The sequence below is a fragment of the Cystobacter fuscus genome, assembly GCF_044360685.1.
Taxonomy (GTDB): domain Bacteria; phylum Myxococcota; class Myxococcia; order Myxococcales; family Myxococcaceae; genus Cystobacter; species Cystobacter fuscus_C.
This window is the reverse complement of record NZ_CP043491.1, coordinates 1,885,095-1,909,071: the sequence shown is the minus strand read 5'-3', so window position 1 is coordinate 1,909,071 and position 23,977 is coordinate 1,885,095. Positions and strand designations below refer to the sequence as shown.

General features: G+C 69.6%; 16 protein-coding genes. 12 read left to right on the top strand and 4 right to left on the bottom strand.

All coding sequences use genetic code 11. The features are described from left to right. The first annotated feature begins 109 nt into the window (after positions 1 to 109). The 3 genes from F0U63_RS07955 to F0U63_RS07945 are packed head-to-tail and all read left to right on the top strand — an operon-like array spanning position 110 to position 6,187. Positions 110 to 1,132 (top strand): lipase, encoded by a 1,023-nt coding sequence (locus F0U63_RS07955; RefSeq protein ID WP_395848336.1) that lies wholly within the window; start codon positions 110 to 112, stop codon positions 1,130 to 1,132. Between the two features lie 15 nt (positions 1,133 to 1,147). Beyond that, positions 1,148 to 4,612, top strand: a complete 3,465-nt coding sequence (locus F0U63_RS07950; RefSeq protein WP_395845280.1) for a WD40 repeat domain-containing serine/threonine protein kinase — start codon at positions 1,148 to 1,150, stop codon at positions 4,610 to 4,612. 57 nt (positions 4,613 to 4,669) lie between these two features. Then, positions 4,670 to 6,187: a vanadium-dependent haloperoxidase gene (locus F0U63_RS07945; RefSeq protein ID WP_395845279.1), complete on the top strand. Its 1,518-nt coding sequence runs from the start codon at positions 4,670 to 4,672 to the stop codon at positions 6,185 to 6,187. A gap of 7 nt (positions 6,188 to 6,194) precedes the next feature. Here the strand turns inward: F0U63_RS07945 and F0U63_RS07940 are convergent, their stop codons facing one another. Continuing rightward, positions 6,195 to 8,078, bottom strand: a complete 1,884-nt coding sequence (locus F0U63_RS07940; protein WP_395845278.1) for an ATP-binding protein — start codon at positions 8,076 to 8,078, stop codon at positions 6,195 to 6,197. Positions 8,079 to 8,483: 405 nt separating this feature from the next. On the opposite strand from F0U63_RS07940, the gene F0U63_RS07935 reads away from it, so the two are divergent. From F0U63_RS07935 to agmC, 3 genes are all read left to right on the top strand, one after another. Continuing rightward, on the top strand, positions 8,484 to 9,668 hold the full coding sequence (locus F0U63_RS07935) for a cytochrome P450 (protein WP_395845277.1): 1,185 nt from the start codon (positions 8,484 to 8,486) through the stop codon (positions 9,666 to 9,668). A gap of 325 nt (positions 9,669 to 9,993) precedes the next feature. Then, positions 9,994 to 11,850 carry a thrombospondin type 3 repeat-containing protein gene (locus F0U63_RS07930; protein WP_395845276.1) on the top strand — a complete coding sequence of 619 codons (1,857 nt, stop codon included), beginning with the start codon at positions 9,994 to 9,996 and terminating at the stop codon, positions 11,848 to 11,850. A gap of 36 nt (positions 11,851 to 11,886) precedes the next feature. Beyond that, a complete protein-coding gene (gene agmC, locus F0U63_RS07925; RefSeq protein ID WP_395845275.1) occupies positions 11,887 to 13,938 on the top strand; it encodes an adventurous gliding motility protein AgmC in 2,052 nt (683 codons plus the stop codon). Positions 13,939 to 13,944: 6 nt separating this feature from the next. Here agmC and F0U63_RS07920 read toward each other — a convergent pair whose 3' ends face one another. Continuing rightward, positions 13,945 to 14,529: a DJ-1/PfpI family protein gene (locus tag F0U63_RS07920; protein ID WP_395845274.1), complete on the bottom strand. Its 585-nt coding sequence runs from the start codon at positions 14,527 to 14,529 to the stop codon at positions 13,945 to 13,947. Positions 14,530 to 14,643: 114 nt separating this feature from the next. Here F0U63_RS07920 and lepB point away from each other — a divergent pair, with 114 nt between their 5' ends. Further along, on the top strand, positions 14,644 to 15,321 hold the full coding sequence (gene lepB, locus F0U63_RS07915; protein ID WP_395845273.1) for a signal peptidase I: 678 nt from the start codon (positions 14,644 to 14,646) through the stop codon (positions 15,319 to 15,321). On the opposite strand, the gene F0U63_RS07910 is transcribed toward lepB, so the two are convergent. Continuing rightward, positions 15,311 to 16,099, bottom strand: coding sequence for an alpha/beta fold hydrolase (locus tag F0U63_RS07910; RefSeq protein WP_395845272.1), 789 nt, complete (start codon positions 16,097 to 16,099; stop codon positions 15,311 to 15,313). The genes lepB and F0U63_RS07910 overlap by 11 nt on opposite strands. Before the next feature lie 304 nt (positions 16,100 to 16,403). On the opposite strand from F0U63_RS07910, the gene F0U63_RS07905 reads away from it, so the two are divergent. From F0U63_RS07905 to F0U63_RS07890, 4 genes are all read left to right on the top strand, one after another. Continuing rightward, positions 16,404 to 17,288 carry a hypothetical protein gene (locus tag F0U63_RS07905; RefSeq protein WP_395845271.1) on the top strand — a complete coding sequence of 295 codons (885 nt, stop codon included), beginning with the start codon at positions 16,404 to 16,406 and terminating at the stop codon, positions 17,286 to 17,288. Positions 17,289 to 17,400: 112 nt separating this feature from the next. Further along, positions 17,401 to 18,582, top strand: coding sequence for a HEAT repeat domain-containing protein (locus F0U63_RS07900; RefSeq protein ID WP_395845270.1), 1,182 nt, complete (start codon positions 17,401 to 17,403; stop codon positions 18,580 to 18,582). Continuing rightward, entirely contained in the window at positions 18,579 to 19,592 is a 1,014-nt protein-coding gene (locus tag F0U63_RS07895) for a HEAT repeat domain-containing protein (RefSeq protein ID WP_395845269.1), read from the top strand. Before F0U63_RS07900 ends, F0U63_RS07895 begins: the two co-directional genes overlap by 4 nt. A gap of 51 nt (positions 19,593 to 19,643) precedes the next feature. After that, positions 19,644 to 20,186, top strand: coding sequence for a peptidase M23 (locus F0U63_RS07890; RefSeq protein WP_395845268.1), 543 nt, complete (start codon positions 19,644 to 19,646; stop codon positions 20,184 to 20,186). 70 nt (positions 20,187 to 20,256) lie between these two features. Here F0U63_RS07890 and F0U63_RS07885 read toward each other — a convergent pair whose 3' ends face one another. Next, positions 20,257 to 20,970 carry a hypothetical protein gene (locus F0U63_RS07885; protein WP_395845267.1) on the bottom strand — a complete coding sequence of 238 codons (714 nt, stop codon included), beginning with the start codon at positions 20,968 to 20,970 and terminating at the stop codon, positions 20,257 to 20,259. Between the two features lie 151 nt (positions 20,971 to 21,121). Here F0U63_RS07885 and F0U63_RS07880 point away from each other — a divergent pair, with 151 nt between their 5' ends. Beyond that, positions 21,122 to 23,848 (top strand): bifunctional acetate--CoA ligase family protein/GNAT family N-acetyltransferase, encoded by a 2,727-nt coding sequence (locus tag F0U63_RS07880; RefSeq protein ID WP_395845266.1) that lies wholly within the window; start codon positions 21,122 to 21,124, stop codon positions 23,846 to 23,848. The last annotated feature ends 129 nt before the right edge of the window (positions 23,849 to 23,977 follow it).

The window sequence follows — 23,977 nt, the reverse complement described above, 5'->3', positions numbered from 1 at the left end:
CGTCAGGGCAGTCCTCCCCTTGCAGCCCCTACCTTCTACCACGGTGTCCTCCCCTGGGGAGGGGGTGGGAAGAAACGCGGAGCCCGGCCCTGGTACACTGCACGTGCGCATGGCCCCGAAGGATCTGCTCCCCCCGACCCCGCCCCCCACCGTTCTTCCCACCAACGAGCCCGCGCCGAAAAACGTGCCCGCGCCGAGCGCGGTGGCGCGGCTCTTGCGCTCCCTGCGCTCCCTTCCGGAGGCCCGTCACGACACCCCGGCGGGTGGCAGCGCGGGCCTCGCCGGCTGGTTCAAGGCCGAGACGGCTCCGCCCACGGACATCACCGCGCGCTTCCACGAGCTCCATGCCCGGGTGCGTCAGGACGAGCCCGTGCTGCCCGACGAGGCCCGGCGCCACCTGTACCTGCTGGTGAAGGGGATGCTCGGCGACGAGCTGCCCGGCTATCTCGAGGACAACCAGCTGCGGCTGGAGCAGCGGGGGCTGGAGACGCGCGAGGTGGCGGTGGACACCGAGGGGCGGCTCGCGGACAACGTGGCGGTGGTGCGCGAGGCGCTGCTGGACGCCATCCACTTCGGCCGCACGGTGGTGCTGGTGGGCCACAGCAAGGGGGGCGTGGAGGCGATGAGCACGCTCGCGCTCTACCCGGAGCTGCGCCGGCACGTGCGCGCGGTGGTGGCGATGCAGCCGCCCTATGGGGGCTCGGTCATCGCCAATGATCTGGTGTCGACGCCCGCGCTGCGGCAGATGCTGGACGTGACGTTCCCCTCGCTCTTCCAGGGGGACGCAGCCTCGGTGGAGGACCTGTCCTACGCGCGGCGGATGGAGTTCGTGCGCCAGCACCCCTACCCCCTGGACATCCCCACCGTGGCGCTGGCCACCTCGCGGCTGTCGCGGCGCTCGTTGATGCGGCCCCTGTGCAACTACGTCCAGGAGCGCTACGGCTGGGCCTGTGACGGACTGGTGGCGGCGCTGGACGCGGAGGTGCCCGGTTCACGCGTGGTGCGGCTGGCGGACATGGACCACGCCGAAGCCGCACTCACGGGCCTACCCGGCTTCGCCAACTACTTCCCCGGCTCGCTCACCGAGACGCTGATCGCCCTGGCGCTCGACTCGCGCGTCCAGGGGACCTAGAAGGCGCCGCTTCGTATGAGTCAGGGCAAGCCCGCCGAGACAGGTGTATCCACCAGCAACGAGCCGGCCCCGAGCGAGCGAGCCCCCACGGACGCGCCTCTCCTCACGGACGTGTCCATGCGCGAGCGGGACTCCTCCGGCATCGGGGAGGCGCCCACGCTGCGGACGCTCACACCAACGCGTCTGGAGCGGCTCCGCCCCAGTCACCTGCTGCCCGTGGTGGACCCCGCGCACTACGCGCTCGCGGGGGAGCTGGCGCACGGCGGCATCGGCCGCATCCTCCGCGCGCGGGATCTGCGGCTCGGCCGGCCAGTGGCCATCAAGCAGATGCTGTCCCCCACTCCGGGGACCGAGTCGCGCTTCATGACCGAGGCGTTCGTCACCGCGCGGCTGCAGCACCCAGCGATCGTGCCGGTGTACGAGGCGGGACGCTGGCCCAACGGCGAGCTGTTCTACTCGATGAAGCTCGTCTCCGGACGCTCGCTGGCGGACGTGCTCGCCGAGCGCACGACGCTGAAGGAGCGGCTGGCCCTGCTGCCCCACGTGCTGGCGGTGGCCGAGGCCATGGCCTACGCCCACTCCGAGCGCATCATCCACCGCGACCTCAAGCCGGCCAACATCCTGGTGGGAGGGTTCGGCGAGACGGTGGTCATCGACTGGGGCCTGGCCAAGGATCTCTCGCGCGAGGAGAACACCGCGCTCGCCCAGGCGCTCGTTCCCGAGGGCTCCTCGCCAGACGATGGCCTGACCCGGGTGGGCACGGTGATGGGGACGCCCGCGTACATGCCGCCGGAGCAGGCCGCGGGCCAGGCGGTGGACGAGCGCGCCGACGTCTACGCGCTGGGGGCCATCCTCTACCACCTGCTCGCCGGCACCCGTCCGTATGAAGGGAACACCTCGGATCAGGTGCTGGCGAAGGTGGTGAGCGGCCCCCCACGGCCACTCCTCCACCTCCAGAAAGGCATCCCGAGGGATCTGCTGGCCATCGTGAGCAAGGCGATGGCGCGCCGCCCCGATGAGCGCTACGCCACGGCGCGCGAGATGGCGGAGGATCTGCGGCGCTTCCAGACGGGGCAGATCGTCGAGGCGTACGAGTACTCGCCCGTTGAGTTGCTGCGCCGTTTCGTGCGGCGCCACCGGGCCGCGCTGCTGGTCACGGCGGTGGCCCTGTTGCTGCTCGCCACCCTGGGCGAGGAGAGCATCCGCCGGATTTCCGACCAGCGGGATGCCGCCCAGAAGGCCCGGCAACAGGCGCAAGACCGCACCGATGAGCTCCTGCTGACGAAGGCGCGTGATGACGCGGCGGATGCGCCCAACGAAGCCATCGAATCGCTGCGGGAACTCCCGTCCGGCTTCGAGAAGTGGTCCGCGGCGCGCACGATCGCCGCGGATGCCCAGGCCCATGGCTTCGCCACCGTGTTGCGCGACCATACCCAGCACATCAACGACATCGCCTTCACGGCCGATGGCCAAACGCTCGTCTCCGCCAGCGACGACTCCACGTTGCGTGTCTGGAATCTCGAGCAGGGCAAGCAACTGCGCACGCTGGAAGGTCACGAAGACGAGGTCTGGCGCGTCCGGATACTCCCGGGAGACCGGGGCTTCATCTCCAGCGACAAGCAGGGGATCCTGCGCAAGTGGACTCCCACCTCCGAGAAGTCCACTGTCTTCGCATCCCTGGGCAGTCCCGTGTCGGCGCTCACCGTGGGCTGTGGGGGCCGGTGCCTGCTCGCCGCCACCCAGGCGGATGACGTCCTCCATCAATGGGACCTGTCCACGGGGGAGGCCCGCACGTTCCACACGGGCGTGCAGGGCATCGAGGAGCTGTTGGTGTCACCGCTCGGCCCCTGGGTGTTCGTGCGGGGCCACCGCAACGCGGCCTCGGCCTTGGGAAACCTGGAGCAGGGCTCCTTCCAGGTGTTGAAGCAGACCCGGCCCACCGCCGGGGGGTTCTGCCCGGACGGCCGCCTATTCACGGTGGACGCCCAGGGTGAACTTCACGCCTGGAAGCCCGGGACGCCCGAGGGGCAACTGCTCACGCGCAACCTGGGCATCGGCACGGCGCTCACCTTCGTGCCGGGCACGGCCTGGGTGGTGATCGGGACCCAGGAGGGGGTGATCCGGCTGTGGAACTTCGACACGGGCCGGCTGCGGGAGCTCCACCATCACCAGGGGCTCGTCAACAGCCTGGACGTCACCTCGGATGGCCGCCATCTCGCCTCGGCCAGCGCCGATCGGACCGCGGTGCTCTGGGAGCTCGCGACCGGAGAGCCCCGCGTGCTCCGAGGGCCCCGGCAACAAGCCCACCTCGTCCTGTTCTCGCCGGATGACCGGCGGCTGGCCGTGGCCAGCTACACCGGGCAGCTGCGCTCCTTCTCCATGGAGACGAAGCTCCACCACGTGCTCTCGGCCGGCGCCGCCCCCCAGGTCTCGCTGGTGCTCTCCTCCAACGGCCAACGGCTGGCCACGATGTCCGAGCAGGGCGTCCTGCGGCTCCTCGATGCCTCCTCGGGCAGGACCATCCAGGAGGTGCCCGGCTTCGCCCCGGAGGCGATGAGCTTCTCCCCGGACGGCAGGTGGCTGGCCGCGGGTGGACTCGATGGACGGGTCCACCTGTACGCCTCCGGCACCGGGAACGAGCGGCCCCTGCCGCCAGGGCATGAGACCCGCGTCACGGCCGTCACCTTCTCCGGGAAGGAGCAGCACCTGGCGACGGCGGACGAGCACGGGGAGATATGGCTGTGGGAGCCTGGCGTGGGCCAGGGACGCCGTCTCGGAACACACGGGGCCAAGGTGTGGCAGCTCGCGTTCTCGCCCCGGGACGAGAGCCTCGCCTCGGCGGGCGACAATGGCGAGGTGCGGCTGTGGAACGTGGCCACGGGCGATGCCCGCTCCCTGCCCGGCCGCAAGGGCGCCGTGCGCGCCGTGGCCTTCTCTCCGGATGGCGAGCGCCTCGTCATGGGAGGCATGGATCAGCTCGTGTTCTGGGACCTGCTCAATGGCCAGCGCCATGAACAGGACACGAAGAAAGGAGACGTGCTGGAGCTGCGCTACTCACCCGGGGGCGACGTGGTGGCCAGCCGCAATCACAAGGATGGCAACGTGATGCTCTGGGACGGACGAACGGGGGAGCCACGACAAACGGGGGAGGGGGAGTCACACGGCCTGCTCCGGGGACACCAGGGTGATGTGCTCGGACTGGCCTTCTCTCCGGACGGGACGCGCCTGGCCTCGGTGAGCCTCGACAAGACCGTGCGGCTGTGGGACCTGGCCACCTTGGAGAATCGCGCGCTGCGAGGCCACACCGGACCGGTGGGGGCGGTGGCCTTCTCCCCGGACGGAAAGACGCTCGTCTCCGCCGGCCACGACGGCACCGTCCGGCTCTGGCCGGACGACCTGCCCCTGGAACCGGAGGCCCTGCGCGCCTGGATGAGTACTTTCAAACAGGACCAACTGCCCCGCGAGAAATCCTGGCCCTGAGGCGGAATCTGTCAGACAGGGGGCGTAGAGGGTGGGGCTCACCCAGGAGACTTCCGCATGCTCCAACCCCGACAGCTCCTCGCCTGTCTCGTCCCCCTGTTGCTCCTCGTCCCATCCGCCCGGGCGGAGGAGACCCCCACCCCGGCCGGAGGACACACGCCCTCCGCCGCGTACCGGTGGCTGGACATCGTGCTCGAGGCCACGGCGCGCGAAGTGGAGCGGCGCGGCGCACGGCCCACGGTCATCTCCCGGGCCCACGCCATCTCGGTGACGGCCATGTACGACGCGTGGGCGGCCTATGACGCGCGCGCGGTGGGCACCCGGCTGGGAGGCAGCCTGCGCCGGCCCCTCGCCGAGCGGACCCTGGCCCGCAAGCAGAAGGCCATCGCCTACGCCACCTACCGCGCCCTCGTGGACCTCTACCCGGAGGATGCCGCGTGGCTCGCGCAGCAGATGAGCGGCATGGGGTACGACCCCAACGACACCTCGACCGACCTCGCCACGCCCCAGGGAGTGGGCAACACCGCCGCGGCCGCGCTGCTCGCCTGGCGGCGGAACGATGGCGCCAACCAGCTCGGTAACGAGCCCGGCTCCAGCGGCGTCCCCTACTCCGACTACACCGGCTACGCGCCCGTCAATCCGCCCGACGTCATCCTCGACCCCGACCGCTGGCAGCCCATCTCGTTCGATGACGGCCAGGGCGGCACCGTGACGCCCGGCTTCCTCACGCCCCACTGGTACAAGGTGCGGCCCTTCGCGCTCACCACCAGCTCCCAGTTCCGTCCGCCGCCTCCTCCGAAGGTGGGCTCGGCGCAGCTCGCCCAGGACGTGCAGGAGGTCATCGACTACAACGCGAACCTCACCCCGGAGCAGAAGGCGCTCGTCGAGTTCATGCGCGATGGCCCGCGCTCCACGGCCCAGTCCGGCCACTGGCTGCGCTTCGCCCAGGACGTGTCGCGCCGCGACCATCACGGCCTGGACCGGGACGTGAAGCTCTTCTTCACCGTGGGCAACGCGGCGCTGGATGCCTTCATCGCCGCCTGGGAGTCCAAGCGCTACTACGACTCCTCCCGGCCCTGGACGCTCGTGCGCTACTACCACGCGGGTGACACGCTGCTGGGCTGGGTGGGGCCGGGCCAGGGCGTGGACTGGATTGGCGCCGAGCAGTGGCACCCGTACTCGCCCTCCACGTTCATCACCCCGCCCTTCCCGGGCTATGTGTCGGGCCACAGCACGGTGAGCGCCGCGTGCGCCCGGGTGTTGGAGCTGTTCACGGGCAGCGACGCCTTCGGCAAGGTGGAGCAGCTCACCGCGGGGGCCCTCACCGAGCCGGGCTTCGCGTGCAACATCATCCAGCAGCGCGAGGGCGTGCCCTCGCAGGACACGCCCGAGGATTGCCAGGTGACGCTGGAGCTGCCGACCTTCAGCGAGACGGCGGAGCTGGCGGGCATCTCGCGCGTCATGGGCGGCTACCACATCCAGGCGGATAACGTCGCGGGGCTTCAGCTCGGACGCCAGGTGGCCGACTTCCTCTGGCCCCGGGCTCGGGCCTACTGGGCGCCCGGAACGAACTGACGCACGCTCAGGACAGCTCGAGCGAGGCGGAGGGCCGCTGGTTCTCGCGGGGGCCCTCCACCGGCAGCACCAGCGTGAAGGTGGCGCCATGCCCCAGCCCGGAGCTCGCGCAGGACAGACGCCCGTGCATCTCGGTGGCCGCCAGCGCGCTGATGTGCAGCCCGAAGCCGTGCCCGTGCTTCTTCGTCGTGAAGCCCTGGGAGAAGAGGCGCGCCAGATGCTCCGGCGCGATGCCCACGCCATTGTCGGAGAACTCGATGACGAGCTGGTCGCCCCCGGCGCCCAGGCGGATGCGGATGCGCAGGCGCTTGTCCGGGGCATTGCTCTCCATGAGCGCGTGCCGGGCGTTGCTCAGCAGGTTGACGAGGATCTGCAGCAGGTTGTGGCGGTCCACGAGGATGGGGGGGACGTCGGCGTACTCTCGCACCAGGAGGATGCCCTGGCGCTCGATCGATCCGGCGTGCAGGCGCAGAGCCTCCTCGATGAGCTGGGGCACCGGTAGCCGCTCCAGTACTCCACCGGCACGCGCGTACTGCTGCTGCATGACCACGATGGACTTGATGTGCTCGATGCCCTCGGTCAGCGCCCCCACCTCCTGGCGCAGCACCACGCGCTCCTTCTCCAGCTCCTCCGCGAGCGCGAGCAGGTAGCCCGGAAGCCGATGGCCGCGTGAGTCCGTGGCGAGGAAGGCCTCCAGTTCCTCGGAGTGTTGCCCCAGCAGGGTGGCGGCCTTGCGCAGGCCGGACAAGCGTGAGTGGCGCAGCTGCTCGTTGAGGATGCCCGCCGAGATGTTGACGCTGTTGAGGGTATTGCCCACGTTGTGCAGCACGCCAGTGGCGATCTCGGCCATGCCCGCGTAGCGGGAGACATCCACCAGGCTGCGGTGCATCTCGCCCAGCCGGGCCTCGGCCAGCTTGCGCGCCGTGATGTCCCGCGCGGAGACGGTCAGCCCCATCACGCGGCCCTCCGCTCCCACGATGGGGCTGATGGAGATGTCCAGGACGACGTGGACGGGCTCCTCCAAGGGCTCCTCCGAGTGCTCCTCCTGCTCGAAGCGCAGGCGCTCCCCCGCGAGCACCCGGTTGAACCTCGGGTCCCATTGCTCCTGGAGCTCTGGAGTGCGTGGGAAGCAGAAGCGCTGTCCGGGAACGAGTTCCTGTCCCTGCATCCGCCGGTAGAACCGGCGCATCGCCGTGTTGGCGGTGATGACGCGCAGCTGGGTGTCGAGGGAGAACACCAGGTCATCGGAGCTCTCCACGAGGCTGCTCAGCTTGCCCTCGCTCTCGCGCAGGGTCGCCAGGGTCCGCTCGAGCGCGTCGTGGGCGGTGTCCCGCGAGGTGCTGTGCAGCGTGCTCAGCACCCACGAGCCCACGAGGGCAATGGCCGCGGAGGCGCACATGACCGTGAACTCATCCAGGGGGATGGCCGTGAGGCCAGGGGTGAAGCGCACCCGGTACAGCGGATGGAGGATGCCCAGGCACACGACGAGGCAGACCGTGACGAAGAAACCCAGGCGGGGTCCCAGCAGGTACACCGCGAACGCGGGAATCATCATGCTCGTGGCGTGGAACCCCCCTTCGGGATGGGAGCTCAAGAAGACGGACACCACGTAGCTCACCACCATGGACAGGCACAGGAACATCGCCGGCACGGTCAAGGAGCGGGCCCTGCGCGCCAGCAGCAGCGTCGCGGCGTAGCACCCGCTCGAGAGGAGCGTGGGGACTTCCGCGGCCGTGAAGGGCACGAGCAGCAGGAAGAACACCCCGAAGGGGAGCGCGAACAGGCAGGCGGCGATCAACACCCGCTGGCGGTGCAGCTCCGAGGGGGGAGCCTTGCGCAGTGCATCCGAGAGGAACGCATCCAGCAGGGAGGTGAGCCAGAGGTACCCCACTCGCGGCCCCCCTTGCCCCGATGACGTGGATGAACCGGAGCCTACGTGCTTCGAATCGGATGTACTCGCCATGTTGATGTCGCGCTCGCCGCGAACCCCCGTCTGAGAATAGCGCATGGGCTTGTGCAGTAGTGGACACACCCAGGCCAGCCAGCCACCGCTCGTCTGCTCCAGACCAAGGGGGGTCGGGGGTGCACCGAGGCCTCGCCACCCGAGGCCCTCCGCGCGTGCTCATTCGTTCGAAATGAATGTCCCTCTCGGTCGATTCGACCGACCGCGCGAGACCTCTCGCCGCGACGAAGCCACCGCTCCTCGGAAGGCCGAGCGCTCCGGTGGTGGCACGCACCTTGCCCCTGGCACGGACCCGAGCCGTCCCACCCCGTCCCAGTCCGAGGAAAGCAACCCATGAGCGCTCCGCTGAACCTGATGGCACCCGACGTGCGGGCCAATCCCTACCCTCTCTACGCGCGGCTGCGGCGCGGGCCGGTGTGCCAGGTGGAGCCGGGAGGAATGTGGGCCGTCAGCCGCCATGACGACGTGGTGGCGGTCCTCAAGGACACCCGGCGCTTCTCGTCGGTGGGGCTCGGCCGGAGCTTCCTGCCGCCCTGGTTGGAGCGCAACCCCGTGGCCGCCTCGCTGGTGATGAAGGATCCGCCCGAGCACACCCGGCTGCGCGGGCTGGTGAGCAGGGCCTTCAGTGGGCCGGCCCTCCAGCGGCTGGAGGCGCGCGTGCGCGCCATCGCGGAGGAGCTCGCCGAGGCGGTGGCGCGGCAGCGCGAGGTGGACTTCGTCGCCGCGTTCTCCCTGCGGCTGCCGGTGCGGGTGCTCAACCTCTTCTTCGGCCTGGAGCCGGAGCTGTGGCCGCGCATGCGCGTGTGGGCGGATGATCTGCTCAGCATTCCCGCGAGCCAGCCCACGCCCGAGCGCATCGAGGAGATCCGCCGGAGCCTCGAGGAGATGGAGAGCTGCTTCCAGGCCCTCATCGCCTCGCGCCGGGCCGTGCCGGGGGAGGATCTGGTGAGCGAGCTGCTCGGCGCGGAGGGGCTGACGGACGACGAGCTGATGAGCTTTCTCTTCAGCCTGTTGCCGGCCGGCTTCGAGACGACGGCCCACCTGCTCTCCAACACCGTGCTCGTGCTCGCCCGGCATCCGCGCGAGGCGGAGCGCGTATTCGCGGAACCCCGGCTGATTCCCCGGCTCATCGAGGAGGTGCTGCGCTACGAGCCACCGGCCCAGTCCAGCCTGCGGCTGGTGACGGAGGACACGGAGCTGGGCGGAGTGCGCGTGCCCCGGGGTGCCCTCGTCGCCGTGCTGCTGGGCTCGGCCATGCGGGACGAGCAGCGCTACCCGGAGGCGGACCGGTTCGACCTGGACCGGGAGGGCCAGAGCCACCTGCCCTTCGGGCATGGCATCCACTTCTGCCTCGGGGCGCAGCTGGCCCGGATGGAAGCCCGCCTGGGATTGGAAGCGCTCCAGGCCCGCGTCCGCGGCGTCTCCCTCACCCGGCAGGAGGTGTCCTGGTCCCAGTCGTACATCGCGAGGGGCCCCCTGAGCCTGCCCGTGCGCTTCGAGCCCCGTGCCGGAACGTAAAGCGCGAAAGCGCTGGGAGCCGCCGGGCCGTTGTCCGATGTACGGTTTGGATCCAGAACTGTTGGATCATGCCCTCCTCATTGGAATTCCCGGAAACAAAGAAGGCCGGTTTGCGGGAATTCAGGCACTGTTTGTTTGCGCCTGATCCGCTTTTGAAGATAGGAGGGGGGATTGAGCCGATGGCAGAGCAGAGGAGAGAGGCACGCCGGTGTTGGCATGTCGTATGCGCGGCGCTCACCGTGAGAGCGGCCCTGAAGCCCGTGGCACGACGGCGCGCGCCTCCCTGCTTTCCGCCAGGAATGTATCGACCCGATACGGAGAATCCATGAGTCACGCGAAGCCGACCCTCGCCACGCGACGGGTGGGGTACATGCGGCTGTCCGCCGTCGCCACCGGGCTGATCGCCGCCCTCGCATCCGCCCAACCCAAGGGCCTGGTGAGCTTCGAACTGGAGCGCCTGGAACTGAACCCCAATGGCCGGGGTTCGTTGGTGATGAGCACCGGTGAACTGCTGCCCGGAGGCGCCTTCCGCCTCTCGGTGGCGGGGCATTACGAGAAGAACCCCCTGGTGCTGTACTCGGACATGAGTCCGGTGGGCGCGGTGGTGGGAGACCGGGCCACGGCGCACCTGTTGCTGGCGTGGACGCCGCTGCGCTGGCTCGAACTGGGCGCGCACCTGCCCCTGGTGGCCTGGCAGCGCGGAGATGACCTGAGCGGCCGGGGCATTGGCACTCCGGCCACGACGGGCCTGGGTACGCCCTCGGCGCAGGTGCGCGTGGGCCTGCTCGCGCAGCGCCGCGAGGCCCCGCTGGACCTGGCGCTCGAGCTGGGCGTGGGATTGCCGGTGGGCAGCGTGGACACGCTCTCCCGGGACAATGCTTTCCGGCTGTCGCCCAAGCTGTCACTGGGCCGGCGCTTCGGCGGGCTGCGCGCGGGCGTGGAGGCGGGCGTGCTGGTGCGGCCCCCGCAGGTGCTCATCGACGACGGCGCCGTCCAGGACGAGCTGGGCAACGAGGTGCGCCTGGGCGCGGTGGTGGCCACCACGGGCAAGGGGCTGCGCGGCGAGCTCAACGTGCGGGGCACGATTCCGCTCACCCAGCAGCAGAAGTCCATGGAAGTGCTGCTCGGCCTGCGGCTGCCGCTGGGCTCCGCGGCGGAGTTCTACGCCCTGGGAGGCCCGGGCTTCGGCGACACCACGGGCACGCCCTTCTTCCGGGCGCTGCTCGGCGTGGCCTTTGGCGGAATGGAGCCGGAGATCGAGCGGGGCGGCGTGCGCGACGACGATGGCGACGGAGTGCCCAACAGTGAGGACCAGTGCCCGAATGAGCCGGGTCCGGCCGCGCGCCAGGGCTGCCCTCTGAAGGACACGGACGGCGACGGCATCCTCGACAGCGCGGACAAGTGCCCGAAGGAGCCGGGTCCGGCCGAGTTCCAGGGTTGCCCCACGAAGGACCGGGACGGGGACGGAGTCCTCGACACCGAGGACAAGTGCCCGACCGAGGCGGGTCCGGCCGAGCGCCAGGGCTGCCCGGTGAAGGACACGGATGGCGATGGACTGCCGGACGAGCAGGACAAGTGCCCGCGGGAGACGGGCCCGGCCTCGCGCCAGGGCTGCCCGGTGAAGGACACGGACGGCGACGGCGTCGTGGATGAGCGTGACGCCTGCCCGACGCAGGTGGGCCTGGTGGAACTGCGCGGCTGCCCGGCCAAGGACACGGACGGCGACACGGTGTCGGACCACCTGGACAACTGCCCCACGGAGAAGGGTCTGGCCTCCAACCAGGGTTGCCCCGCCCAGCAGGAGCAGTTGGTGGAGATCCAGAAGGACCAGCTGAAGATCAAGCAGTCGGTGTACTTCGCCACCAATAAGGCGGTCATCAAGCCGCGCTCGTTCAAGATGCTCAGTCAGATCGCCAGGATCATCCAGCAGCACCCGGAGATCGAGCAGATCGTCATCGAGGGCCACTCCGACTCCGTGGGCAACGCCGATGCCAACCGCAAGTTGTCGCTGGCGCGCGCGGAGTCGGTGAAGACGTACCTCGTGGAGAAGGGCGTGGAGGCCTCGCGGCTGCAGGCGAAGGGTTATGGACCCGACCGCCCCATCGCGCCCAACACGAACGCCAAAGGCCGCGCGGCCAACCGCCGCGTGGTGTTCACCATCGTCAACGAAGAGCACAAGTAGAAGCCGAGGGAATCAAAAGTCATGAGGAATCCATTCATGAAGCAGTGGCTCCCCGCCGCCGTGTGCGCGCTGGGCCTCGGCTCGACCACGGCGATGGCCGCGGCGGACACGTTCGGTTTGGGCAACGGACAGGACGGGCCGCTCACGGTCCCCGCGTATGGCCACGTCATCAACAGCTACGCCCAGGTGACCGCAGCGTTGGCGGCTCAGGCCACGTCCATCCAGATCGGCACCTGCAGGGGGGGGGACTCTGCATGCTTCGCGGAGGGAGATCTGGTGCTGGTGTACCAGGCCACGGGTCTCCAGCCAGAGCCCGTGTCGGGAGAACAGAGGACCATCGACCTGAGCAACAATCCGGTAGGTCGGTGGGAGTTTGCGCGTCTGGCCGCAGGGACGATAACCGGGCGATTGGAACTGACCGAGCCGCTCATCTACGACTACGCGCCGAACGTGACCCAGGTCATTCGGGTGCCAGAGCACACCAAGGTCACCATCGAAGCCGGACGGAGCATCACGGCCCCTGCCTGGGATGGGGCCACAGGCGGAGTCATCGCGTTCCTGGCCACTGCGGAGGTGGACAACCGGGGGGAGATCAACGCGGATGCCCTTGGGTTTCGGGGTGGTCAGTACACCAAGGGGGATCCCGCCGACAGGGGCTGCTCAGACCTGGATGAGGCGACTCCCCGGGGCGCTCAAAAAGGTGAAGGTATTGGCACGGGGCGCTACGGAGCCACGCAAACCGGGAGAGGCAACGTAACCAATGGTGCTGGAGGCGCCGTCTGCTACAGATCGGGAGGCGGAGGCGGAGGCAACGGCGGAACTGGCGGCCAGGGAGGACACTCGGAGGCAACTGACGGTTCGCGGCCTGTGGGAGGAATGGGAGGCGCAGCCCTGTCCTACGGGAACAAGGCGACCTCCGATGCATACCTGCGGCGCCTCACGTTCGGCGGAGGCGGAGGAGCCGGACATGGCACCGCCACCACGAGTTTGGGCGGCACGGGCGGCGCGGGTGGCGGAATCGTCTTCCTGCGAGCCAGTCAACTCCAGGGCAGCGGCAGCATCAGCGCCACAGGAGCGCCGGGAGGATTGAACAACACGAGTATTGAGGGCGGGGGCGGAGGCGGAGCAGGTGGCACCATCTATGTGCGAATTGTCAGAGCCGCCGCCTGCGGCCAGATCCTCGCCACTGGCGGTATTGGGGCGACTTCGTCCTCTCCACGAGTGGGACCTGGAGGTGGAGGAAGCGCCGGACACGTGCTGTTTCAGGCCTTGGCAGGAGGAAGTTGCGATACCGACGCTATCCTCGCGACTGGGGCTAATCCCGGAACCCAACAGAATCCCGGGGACGGTTCTTATGGCGCGACGGCCGGCAGTCTGAAGTCGGATGACCCCAGCCCCGTCAACGAGCTGACGTACGGTTTCATCATCCCCGCGCCTCCGGTGGTGACCACGCCGGCCAACGGCAGCTTCATCAACAACGTCCGTCCCCCCATCACGGGCACGGCCCGGCCCAACACCCCGGTGATCGTCTACCTGGATGGACAGGAAGTCGGCCGAGTCACCACCAACGCTGCTGGTGAATACTCCGTCACCCCGACCCAGGATCTGGCCGAAGGCCCCCACTCAGTGGTGGCGATCGCGGCGATCGATGCCGTGCAGAGCCTCAACAGCGTGCCCGACACCTTCACCGTGGACATCACGCCCCCGGACACCAGCATCGCCAGTGGTCCGGGACGGTTCACGCGTGCTCGCGACGTGACGTTCGAGTTCGGCGCTTCGGAAGAGGGCGTGACCTACCAGTGCAAGATTGATGACGCGACTGACTTCATCCCTTGTGACCCAAGCAAGACCTTCACCGGACTGTCCGATGGGCCTCACAGGGTGGAGGTGTATGCCGTTGATCGCGCCGGCAACCGAGATGACACCCCTACTGTCCACGAGTTCCAGATCACCGTCGCGGATCTCTCGCTGCTCGGTGATGGCATCGGCGGGTGCTCGGCCTCGGGGCAGGATGCCTCGCTGATCGCGCTGGGCCTGGGCGCTCTCGTGGCCGGGCTCCGGCGTCGCCGCCAGAGCCAGACCCACTAACACCACTCAGTGCTGGATGCGGGTGCCCAGCACCTGCAGGAAGCCCGCAATCCAGCGCGGGTGGCCGGGCCAGGCCGGCGACGTCACGAGGTTGCCGTCCACCACCGCCTCATCCGCGGCCACCTCGACGAAGGTCCCCCGAGCCAGTGTCACCTCGGGGCCGCAGGCCGGGTAGGCCGTGCAACGCTTGCCCTCGAGCACTCCCGCCGCCGCGAGGATCTGCAATCCATGGCAGATCGCGGCGATGGGCTTGCGCGTCTCCCCGAAGTGGCGAACCACCTGGATCACCTTCGGGTTGAGGCGCAGGTACTCCGGCGCCCGGCCTCCGGGAACCACCAGACCATCGTATTGGGCGGCCTCGACCTCGGAGAACGTGGCGTTGAGGATGAAGTTGTGCCCGGGCTTCTCGCTGTACGTCTGCGCCCCGTCGAAGTCATGCACCGCGGTGCGCACGAAGTCGCCCTTCTTCTTGTCCGGACAGACGGCATGCACGGTGTGTCCCACGGCCTGCAGGGCCTGGAACGGCACCATCACCTCGTAGTCCTCCACGTAGTCGCCCACCAGCATCAGCAGCTTCTTGCCTTGAGCCATCGTCTTCTCCGGGTTGGGGGGTGAATCGTCCGGAATCATACCGTCCGGAAACGGGGCCTGGGCAATGGGCGGTGTCTTCGCGCGTAGGGCGCCCCAACCCGCCCTGGAGGCCCCATGCAACGCCCCGCCCAAGCACCCCGAGCCCGCGGCCGATGGATGAAGCTCCTCGTCGATTTCTCTCCCCTGCTCCTGCTGCTCGTCGGCCGGGCCAGCCTCGCCGACCACTACCACGTGCCTTCCGGCTCCATGGAGCCCACCCTCCAGGTGAAGGATCACATCGTCGTGGACAAGCGCGCCTATGGTCTGCGCGTTCCGCTCACCCACCTCTGGCTCACCGAGCACGAGCCTCAACGCGGCGACGTCATCCTCTTCGACTCGCCCGTGGATGGACGCGTCATGGTCAAGCGGCTGGTGGGCCTGCCGGGTGACCGGATCGCCTTCGATGGCGAGTCGCTCCTCATCAATGGCGAGCGCATCCCCCAACACCTCACCCCGGACGGCACGCGCCTCGAGTTCCTCCCGGGCGCCCTCCACGCGCTCCACCCCGAGACGGACCAGGGTCCGCCCTTGAGCGAGGTGGAGGTGCCCGCGAGAAACTACCTCGTCCTCGGAGACCACCGGGGCAACTCGGCCGACAGCCGGTACTGGGGCTTCGTTCCCCGCGAGAACCTGCTGGGCCGGGCGGTGGCCGTCGTCTACAGCCAGCGCGAGGGGCTCTCCGCCAGCGAGCGCTGGTGGCTGCCGCTGCTCCCGGAGGAAGGCACCGGCCTCGACCCGCGCCTCACCCGCTGAGCTCCCGCATGAACTTCACGAGCGGGGGATTGAGCAGTTCCGGATGCGTCAGGGTGGGCGCATGCGCGGCGCCCGGAATGGGCACGAAGCGCGCGCGGCCCCCGAGGGCGTCGACGAGCACCTGAGCCTCGGTGACGGGAATCGCCGCGTCGGCGAGGCCATGGAAGACAATGGCCGGGCAGCGGATCTCCCCAAGCCGGGGCTCGATGTCATCCCGCTCGAGGAGGTTGTTCGTCGCGGCGACGAAGGCGGCCTTGGGCGTCTGGCGCCACCGCTCGACCCAGGGGCCGTGGAAGCGCGGGTCGCCAATGATGACCCCCGAGTAGAGCCGGAGGATGTTCTCCATGGCGCCGGGAGTCCCCCACAGGTCTCGCACCTGCCGGTAGCCGGCACGGCCCTGCTCTCCGTCCATGCTTCCGCTGGTGCTCATCAATACGAGGCCGAGCACACGCTCGGGGTAGCGCAGCGCGACGCGCAGGGCGCAATAGCCCCCCTGGGACAGGCCGCCGACGACCGCCCGCTGGATGCCCAGGTGGTCGAGCAGCGCGATGCAGTCCGCCGCGGAGTCATAGAGACTGAAGGGCTGGCCGTCCCACCGCGTGCGCCCGAAGCCCCGGGCGTCCCAGCGGATGACGCGGAACTCGGGGGCGAGCGCCTCGGCCTGCGCGTCGAACATGCGGCCATCCATGAGGAAGCCATGTCCCAGGATGAGCGCGGGACCCGGGCCGCCAGAGTCCTCGAAGTAGATGCCTTGGTGGTTGAGTTCGGCGATGGGCATGGAGCCCCACGCTACTCCACCCCCCACGTGCCTCCGAGGCTACACGCGGCCCGGCGAGGACTCCGGATGCCGCGGACGAGCGCCGGAACTCCCTGGCCCAGAGCCCGGCCGTGAATTGAAAAACAACAGTGTACCTGGAAGCTGTGGTGTTCCAGACAACACCGCAAGAACGGTCTTCACTGACCACAGAGGGAAACACGCGTTGGCCTGCTTCCTGCTCTGGGGTCAGGGCACGCTCCGCGAGTCCGCGGAGCCACCGTGAGGCATGGCCTCGCGGTCCCCTCCCCCGGAAGAAGAGGACTTCATGATCCGCACCCTGCTCCGCCCCTCCTCCCTGCTTCTCGCCTGTGTCCTCGCCTCGGGTTGTGGCCCCGCGCCCGAGCCCGAGCCCATGCCCACGCCCGAGACCACCGCCGCCCAGCCCCTGCGCTGGCCGAAGTGGATCCGGGTCATCGGCGCCGACATCGTGGGAGCGGTCGAGGGGGCGCAAACGGGCGGTGCGATCGGCGCCGTCTTCGGCCCCGAGGGCGCCGTCATCGGGACCGTCGCGGGTGCCGTCATCTACGGGACCCAGGCCTCCGTCGAAGCCGCCTCCGCGACGACCACCACCCAGGGAGTGTCCGCGGGCAGCCGCGCGTCGAGCGATCCCTCCAACGCCCTCAACCCGTTCGATCACATCGGCAGGCACCACAACGTGGAACTGGACAACACCGTGTCCATCATCGGCCCGGGAGGCTGCATCCCCAACCCCTTCCCGTTCCCCTTCCCGCGTGATCTCACCCAGGGCCCCCTCTGGGATTACGCGGCCAAGGCGTTGAAGACCCCTCAGGAGTTCCTGGCGCTGCCCGAGTTCAAGGAGGGCTGGTACGACTCGCTCGACTTCGTCGCCTCGACCGCGAACGACGACATCGAGACCTCCATCAAGAAGCGCGTGGAGAGCGGAAAGATGACGGCGGCCGTGGGCCAGCGGCTCACCCGCTACTTCACCACCGTCGCGCCCCTCGACACGGACAAGCTGATCGCGGCCACGAAGTCCTTCGAGAAGGAGACGCTCGCGGACAAGACCCTGACGGAGCAGGACCGCTCCACCCTGCTGAGCGGCTACTCCGTCGCGCGCCACAGCGCGGCGTACTGGGCCGACCAGGCCGCCCGGACGACCGCCTCGCCCTGGTGCGGCTGCAGCAAGTAATCCCTCACACCATCGGTCCGCCCAGGACATACGGAGAGCAGAAAAGCCGTTCATTCCAGAAATCTTGGAATCTGATAATTGTTTGTGCTAACAGGTAAAGCCTGTTCAGCCCATGCAACGTCCCAACTCCAAGGCTATCGGCATCCTCGGTGTCCTGCTGCTCATTGCCCTCGGAGCGGCGCTGATCTCGCGCACTCCGGACTCCTCCCGGAGTGCCTCCGCGGATGCTCCGCCCCTCCCGTCCTCCGCCCCAGGCGGCGCGCCCACCGCCGCCACTTCCCCAGGAGCCAGAGGCCCCGCCGTCCCCCGGGAGCCCACGCCGAAGGAGGACATCCTGCCCATGCCCGGGTGCTGGGAGGGCGTGGCAGAGTTCGACAAGAACGGCTCGCTGGACACCTTCCGTCAGGCGTTGAGCGCCGCGGCGGGAGCGGGGGACAGCGAGCTGATGCTCTACCTCCAGGAGCGGCTCACGGAGCTCATCGCGGATGACGCGGGCAAGGCGCTCCAGGTGCTCGAGTGGGCGGAGAAGTCCGCGCCGCCGGAGCTGGGCGTCTACATGGAGGCGATGAAGCGCGCGCCCGCCGTCCACCAGCCCCAGGTGGTCGAGCGCCTGCTGAAGATGGGCGAGGACCCGGGCGCGCAGCTGGGCAACCGCGCCGCCGCCGTGGACGCGCTGGAGACGCAGAAGCGCCTGTCCCCCACGAACATCCAGCGCCTCAAGGCGCTCGCGATGGAGCCGGCCACGGACTCGGCGGGCTGGGTGGCCACGCGCACCATCGGCCGGGTGATGAAGGAGGACTACGAGCGCACCGGCACCTTCGCCCCCTATTGGAACGAGCTGCTCGACGTGGGCGAGAAGTCCGAGGACCTGGCCGTGCGTCTGCTGGCCCTGGAGATGCCCTCCTACTCGGATCCCCTCATCGGCGACGAGACGATGGACAGGCTCGCGAGCATCATGCGCAAGGATCCCGAGCGGGACGTGCGCGAGATGGCCGCCTTCCGGCTCGCCGTCACCGGAGAGCCCCAGAAGGCCCTGGAGGCCTACCGCACGGCCTTCCCGCTGGAGAAGGACGAGTGCGTGCGCTGGGCCCTCTTCCGCTTCGCCGCCCGCGCCGCCGGACCCGAGGCCCTGCCGCTGCTGCAACAGATGGCCGCGCAGGACGCGCGCTTCGCGCAGGACTACCAGGACTTCAAACGCCTCTATGCCGAGGGCACCGTGGACTTCGCCCGGATCTGGCTCGGCGTCCAGGAGCGCCACCGCTGCACCATCGAGGAAGGGGCACCCCACCAATGATCTCCCCTCTCCCCCGCGCTCTCCTGAAGCGCGCGCCCCGATGGCGCATGGCGCTGCTCGCCTCGGCCACCTGGCTGCTGCCGGCCCCCTCCCCCGCCGCCGATGCCGCCACGCCCTTGCGGCAGACGGCGTGCTCGTTCACCGGGATGATCGACGAGCTGCGCGAGGCGTTGAAATCCGGCTCGCCCGCCTACCGCAAGTACGCCCGGGAGCGGCTCAAGGCCGCCGCGCGCGTCATGCCCGCGGACGAGCTGCGCGCGGCCGTGCAGAGCGAGCGGGACCCGGACACGCTGGAAGCACTGGGCATGGCGCTCGCCAGCAAGTCCTCCTTCACGGAGGACGCCACGCTCGTGCAGCCGCTGCTCACCCGCGCGGCGGGAGACGCGGACCCCAAGGCCCGGGCCGCGGCGATCCGCGGCCTGCGCGGCACCGGCTCCGTGGACCTCATGACGAAGAACGACGGCGTGGTGACGTACGAGCAGCTCATCCGCGACAGCACCCCCGAGGTGCGCCAGGCCGTGGTGGACAACCTCATCCACGAGAGCGCCAAGGTGTACTTCGGCCACGAGCGCACCGTGTCCGAGGCGGCCGTGTCCGCGGCGCTGGCCTCGAAGGATCCCCAGGCGGCCGCGAAGCTGCTGTCCGAGGTGTCCATGGAGGCGGTGGGCCACGACACGGTGGAGCGGTTGCGCAAGCAGTTGCGCTCGGAGGACCCCGCCCTGCGCGGAGCGGCGGCCACGGCGCTCGGCGGCGTGCCAGGAGCGGAGGCCCCCTCCATGAGGGACGCGCTCGTGTCGCTCTATCGCGACGAGAAGGATCCCGCGGTGCGCAAGGCCGCGCTGCAGGGGCTCGTGCGGCTGGGCATGGGGGGTGCCCGCTCCACGCTCGAGTCCCTGCGGGGCGTGGCCCCCGGGATGGATCCGGAGATCGACGCCTGGCAGTCCGCGCTCAAGCTCGGGCTGCAGGAGTGGCACCTGTTGCTGCGCGAGAAGGAGCGCCTGCGCAGGTAGCGGCTGTCTCACCCCGTAGTCCCGCAGCGCAGTGCCCCCCGAGGAGGACGTATGAACATGAAGAAGGTGATGTACACCGCCAGCGCGCTGCTGGCGGGCTGGGCCGGAGTGGCCATCGCGGCGAGCGCCAAGGGCCCCATCTGCGAGCCCAACGCACGCGTGAACTCGACGACGTACTACAGTTGCAGCGGCGGCAGCCACACGGCGCTCGACATCAGCAACGGCACGTGCGGCGAGTGGAACCACCGCGGCATGCTCGCGGGCAGCTTCGCCTACAAGTACTACGGCGGCTGCGGCGCGGCGTGCTACGGCTCCACCTGCAACGGCGGCGCGGGCAACTACTACGTCGTCTCCGGCGGCAGCGGCTGGGAGTTCCGCCAGCTGCACATCTACGCCAACGCCAGCTCCGGCACGAAGACGTGCGACGGCTGCGCCCTGGGCCTGGTGGGCGGCACCGGCGACGCCACCGGTCCCCACGTGCACGCGGACAACCGCCAGTACGGCACCCGCAAGTCCGCCTGGTACACCAGCAAGGGCACCACCTGCGGCACCACCGGCAACTGCACCACGGTGATCGGCGCCCCCACGCTGTAGTCCCCGCGCGCCCCGTTCCGCTCGCCGTTGCCGGGCGGAACGGTCTTCCGGGCAGTCCTGGCCCCGTTCATCACTGCGCGTAGGAGAACGTCGTGGTGGAACGGACGCGCCGCCGGATGAAGAGCACGCCGCCCTCCCCGGTGGCGAGGATGCGCGACAGCTCCCGGCCCTGCGCTCCAGGCGCACCGAACTCCAGGGTGATGTCCACCTTGTCCGCGAGCTTCGGCAGTTGCGTGGGACGGGTGCTGATGCGCAGCAGCTCGCCCCGGCTCCCATCCACCAGGGCCTCGCCCACGAGCCCATCCGGGCACTTGCCGCCTTCCTTGGGCGCGAAGGCGATGCGCAGCAGGTGCGGCTGCCGGGAGTCCGGGCCCTTCACCTCGAAGCGGTAGCGGCCCTGCTCCCGCGGCGAGAAGGGAAGGTAGTCGAGCTGGAATTGCTTCTCCTTGCTCTCGGCCCGGTCCTTCTCCTCCTTCGCGCGCTGCTCCCGCACCTTGCCGGTGACGTCCTGTCCATCCTGCGTGGCACGCACCACCGTGGAGGCGCGCTTGCCCTGGCGCCACTCGTTGCGCTCCACGGACTCCAAGCGGGACTTCGTCTTGCCCTCGTCGTCGAGCTCTTCCCACACCGTGGTGGCGAGGGTGGTCCGGCCCTGTCTGCGTTGCTCGCGCGCCTGTTCCGCCGCCGCCAGGCGCGGGAGCAGCTCCGCCAGGGGATCCTCATTCGCCAGGACGGAAAGCGGCAGGAAGAAGGACAACGCCATGGACCAGTAAGGGAAGCGCATGCGCGAAAAGCTACTCCTCCCCCTGGAAACGCCAGCCCCCCTGGAGTCTGGGTACGCCCAGGCACGTGACAACTGACACGCAGACAACGCCCCATGGCGGAGCTCTTCGTCCATTATTGAATCACCCGGAGGAGCAGCCCAAAAACGAGCCATGGATCCGACGAACCGTCCGCCGCCCAGCGACCCGTCGTACGACCTGCTGCACCAGAGAGATCGCCATCCGCTCGACGCCCTCTTCGCGCCGCGCAGCGTGGCGGTGATTGGCGCGAGCGAGAAGCCCGGGAGCGTGGGACGCACGCTGCTGTGGAACCTCATCAGCAGCCCCTTCGGGGGCACCGTCTACCCCATCAATCCCAAGCGCAAGAACGTGCTGGGCATCACCGCCTGGCCCTCCCTGCGCGCGCTGCCCGAGCCCGTGGAGCTGGCCGTCATCGCGACCCCGGCGGCCACGGTGCCCGACGTGATGCGCGAGTGCGCCGAGGTGGGGGTGAAGAACGCCCTCATCATCTCCGCGGGCTTCAAGGAGGTGGGCGGCGAGGGCGCGCGGCTGGAGCAGGAGGTGCTGGAGCTCGCCCGGCGGGCGCGCATCCGGGTGCTCGGCCCCAACTGCCTGGGCGTGATGCGGCCTCCCAACGGCCTCAACGCCACCTTCGCGGGGAGCGTGGCCCGGCCGGGCAACGTGGCCTTCATCAGCCAGAGTGGCGCGCTGCTCACGGCCATCCTCGACTGGAGCCAGCGCGAGGCCGTGGGCTTCAGCGCCATCGTGTCCCTGGGCTCGATGATGGACGTGGGCTGGGGCGACATCATCGACTACCTCGGGGATGACCCGCGCACGCGCAGCATCCTCATCTACATGGAATCCGTGGGCGACGCGCGCTCGTTCCTGTCGGCGGCGCGCGCGGTGGCGCTGCACAAGCCCATCATCGTCATCAAGGCGGGGCGCACCGCCCAGGCAGCCGCGGCGGCGGCCTCGCACACGGGCTCTCTGGTGGGCAGCGACGAGGTGCTCAGCGCTGCCTTCCGCCGCGCGGGCGTGCTGCGCGTGGACTCCATCGCGGACCTCTTCTACATGGCCGAGGTGCTCGCCCGGCAGCCGCGCCCCGACGGACGGCGCCTCACCGTGCTCACCAACGCCGGAGGCCCCGGTGTGCTGGCCACGGACGCGCTGGTGATGGGAGGCGGCGAGCTGGCGCGGCTGTCGGACACCACGCGCGAGCAGCTCACCACCTTCCTGCCACCCGCCTGGAGCCACGGCAACCCGGTGGACATCCTCGGCGACGCGGACCCCGAGCGCTACGCGCGGGCGCTCAAGGTGACGGGCGCGGACGAGAACAGCGATGGCCTGCTCGTCATCCTCACGCCCCAGGACATGACGAAGCCCACGGAGACGGCGGAGCTGCTCAAGCCCTATGCGCGCATGGGCAAACCCATCATCGCGAGCTGGATGGGCGGCTCGGAGGTGAGCGCGGGCGAGCGCATCCTCAACGACGCGGGGATTCCCACGTTCGGCTACCCGGACACGGCCGCGCGCATCTTCAATTACATGTGGCGCTACTCGTACAACCTGGCGGGCTTGTACGAGACGCCCGTGCTGACGGAGGAGCCCGAGCGGCGCGAGGAGGCCGAGGCGCTCATCCGCGAGGCGCGCCGCGCGGGCCGCACGATGCTCACGGAGTACGAGTCCAAGCGGCTGCTGGCGGCCTATGGGATTCCCACGGTGGAGACCCGGCTGGCGTCGAGCGCGGACGAGGCGGTGCGCGAGGCCCGGGCGCTGGGCTTTCCCGTGGTGGTCAAGCTCAACTCCCAGCACGTCACCCACAAGACGGACGTGGGCGGGGTGCGGCTGGACCTGCGCACGGAGGAGGCGGTGCGCGAGGCCTTCGACGGCATCCGCCAGAAGCTGGAGGAGCTGGGACAGCCGGACGCCTTCCAGGGCGTGACGGTGCAGCCCATGGTGAAGCTGGACGGCTACGAGCTCATCCTGGGCAGCAGTCTGGACGCGCAGTTCGGGCCGGTGTTGCTGTTTGGCACCGGAGGCACGCTGGTGGAGGTGTTCCGGGATCGGGCGCTGGGCCTGCCCCCGCTCAACACCACGCTGGCGCGGCGGATGATGGAGCAGACGCGCATCCACGAGGCCCTGCGCGGCGTGCGCGGACGCAAGCCGGTGGACCTGGCGGCCCTGCAGAAGCTGATGGTGCGCTTCAGCCACCTGGTGGTGGAGCAACGCCTCATCAAGGAGGTGGACATCAACCCGCTGCTCGTCTCGGAGGAGCGGATGATCGCGCTGGATGCGCGCGTGGTGCTGCACGAGCCCGAGGTGACGGAGGCCGGGCTGCCCCGGCTCGCCATCCTCCCCTATCCCCAGCGCTACGTGGACCGGTGGCGGGCGAGCGACGGCGAGGAGCTGCACATCCGCCCCATCCGGCCCGAGGACGAGCCGAAGATGGTGGAGTTCCACCACACGCTCTCCGAGCAGTCGGTGTTCCTGCGCTACGCGGGGATGATGAAGCTGGACCAGCGCGTGGCGCACGAGCGGCTCGCGCGCATCTGCTTCATCGACTACGGACGGGAGATGGCGCTGCTGGCCACCCGGGCGGATGGCACGGTGCTCGGGGTGGGACGGCTCACGCGCCTGCCCGGCACGGAGGCCGCGGAGTTCGCCCTGCTCATCAGCGACGTGGTGCAGCGCCAGGGCCTGGGCTCGGAGATGCTCCAGCGGCTGGTGACGGTGGGCCGCGACTGGGGCCTGCGCTACATCGTGGCGGACATCCTGTCGCGCAACGGCGCCATGCAGCACGTCTGCCGCAAGCTCGGCTTCCACATCCGCGAGGGGGAGCTCGGGGATGATATGGTCAAGGCCGTGAAGAAGCTGGACTGAGGGTCCCTCCCCCAGTCCGCGCGGGAGCGGGGTTGCTGCCCACCTGGATGGGCACCCCCGCGGTGCCTTTGCTGACTCGATTCATCAAGCGGCCCTGGCTAGCCGACTTGTCGGTTACGAGACAGCCAA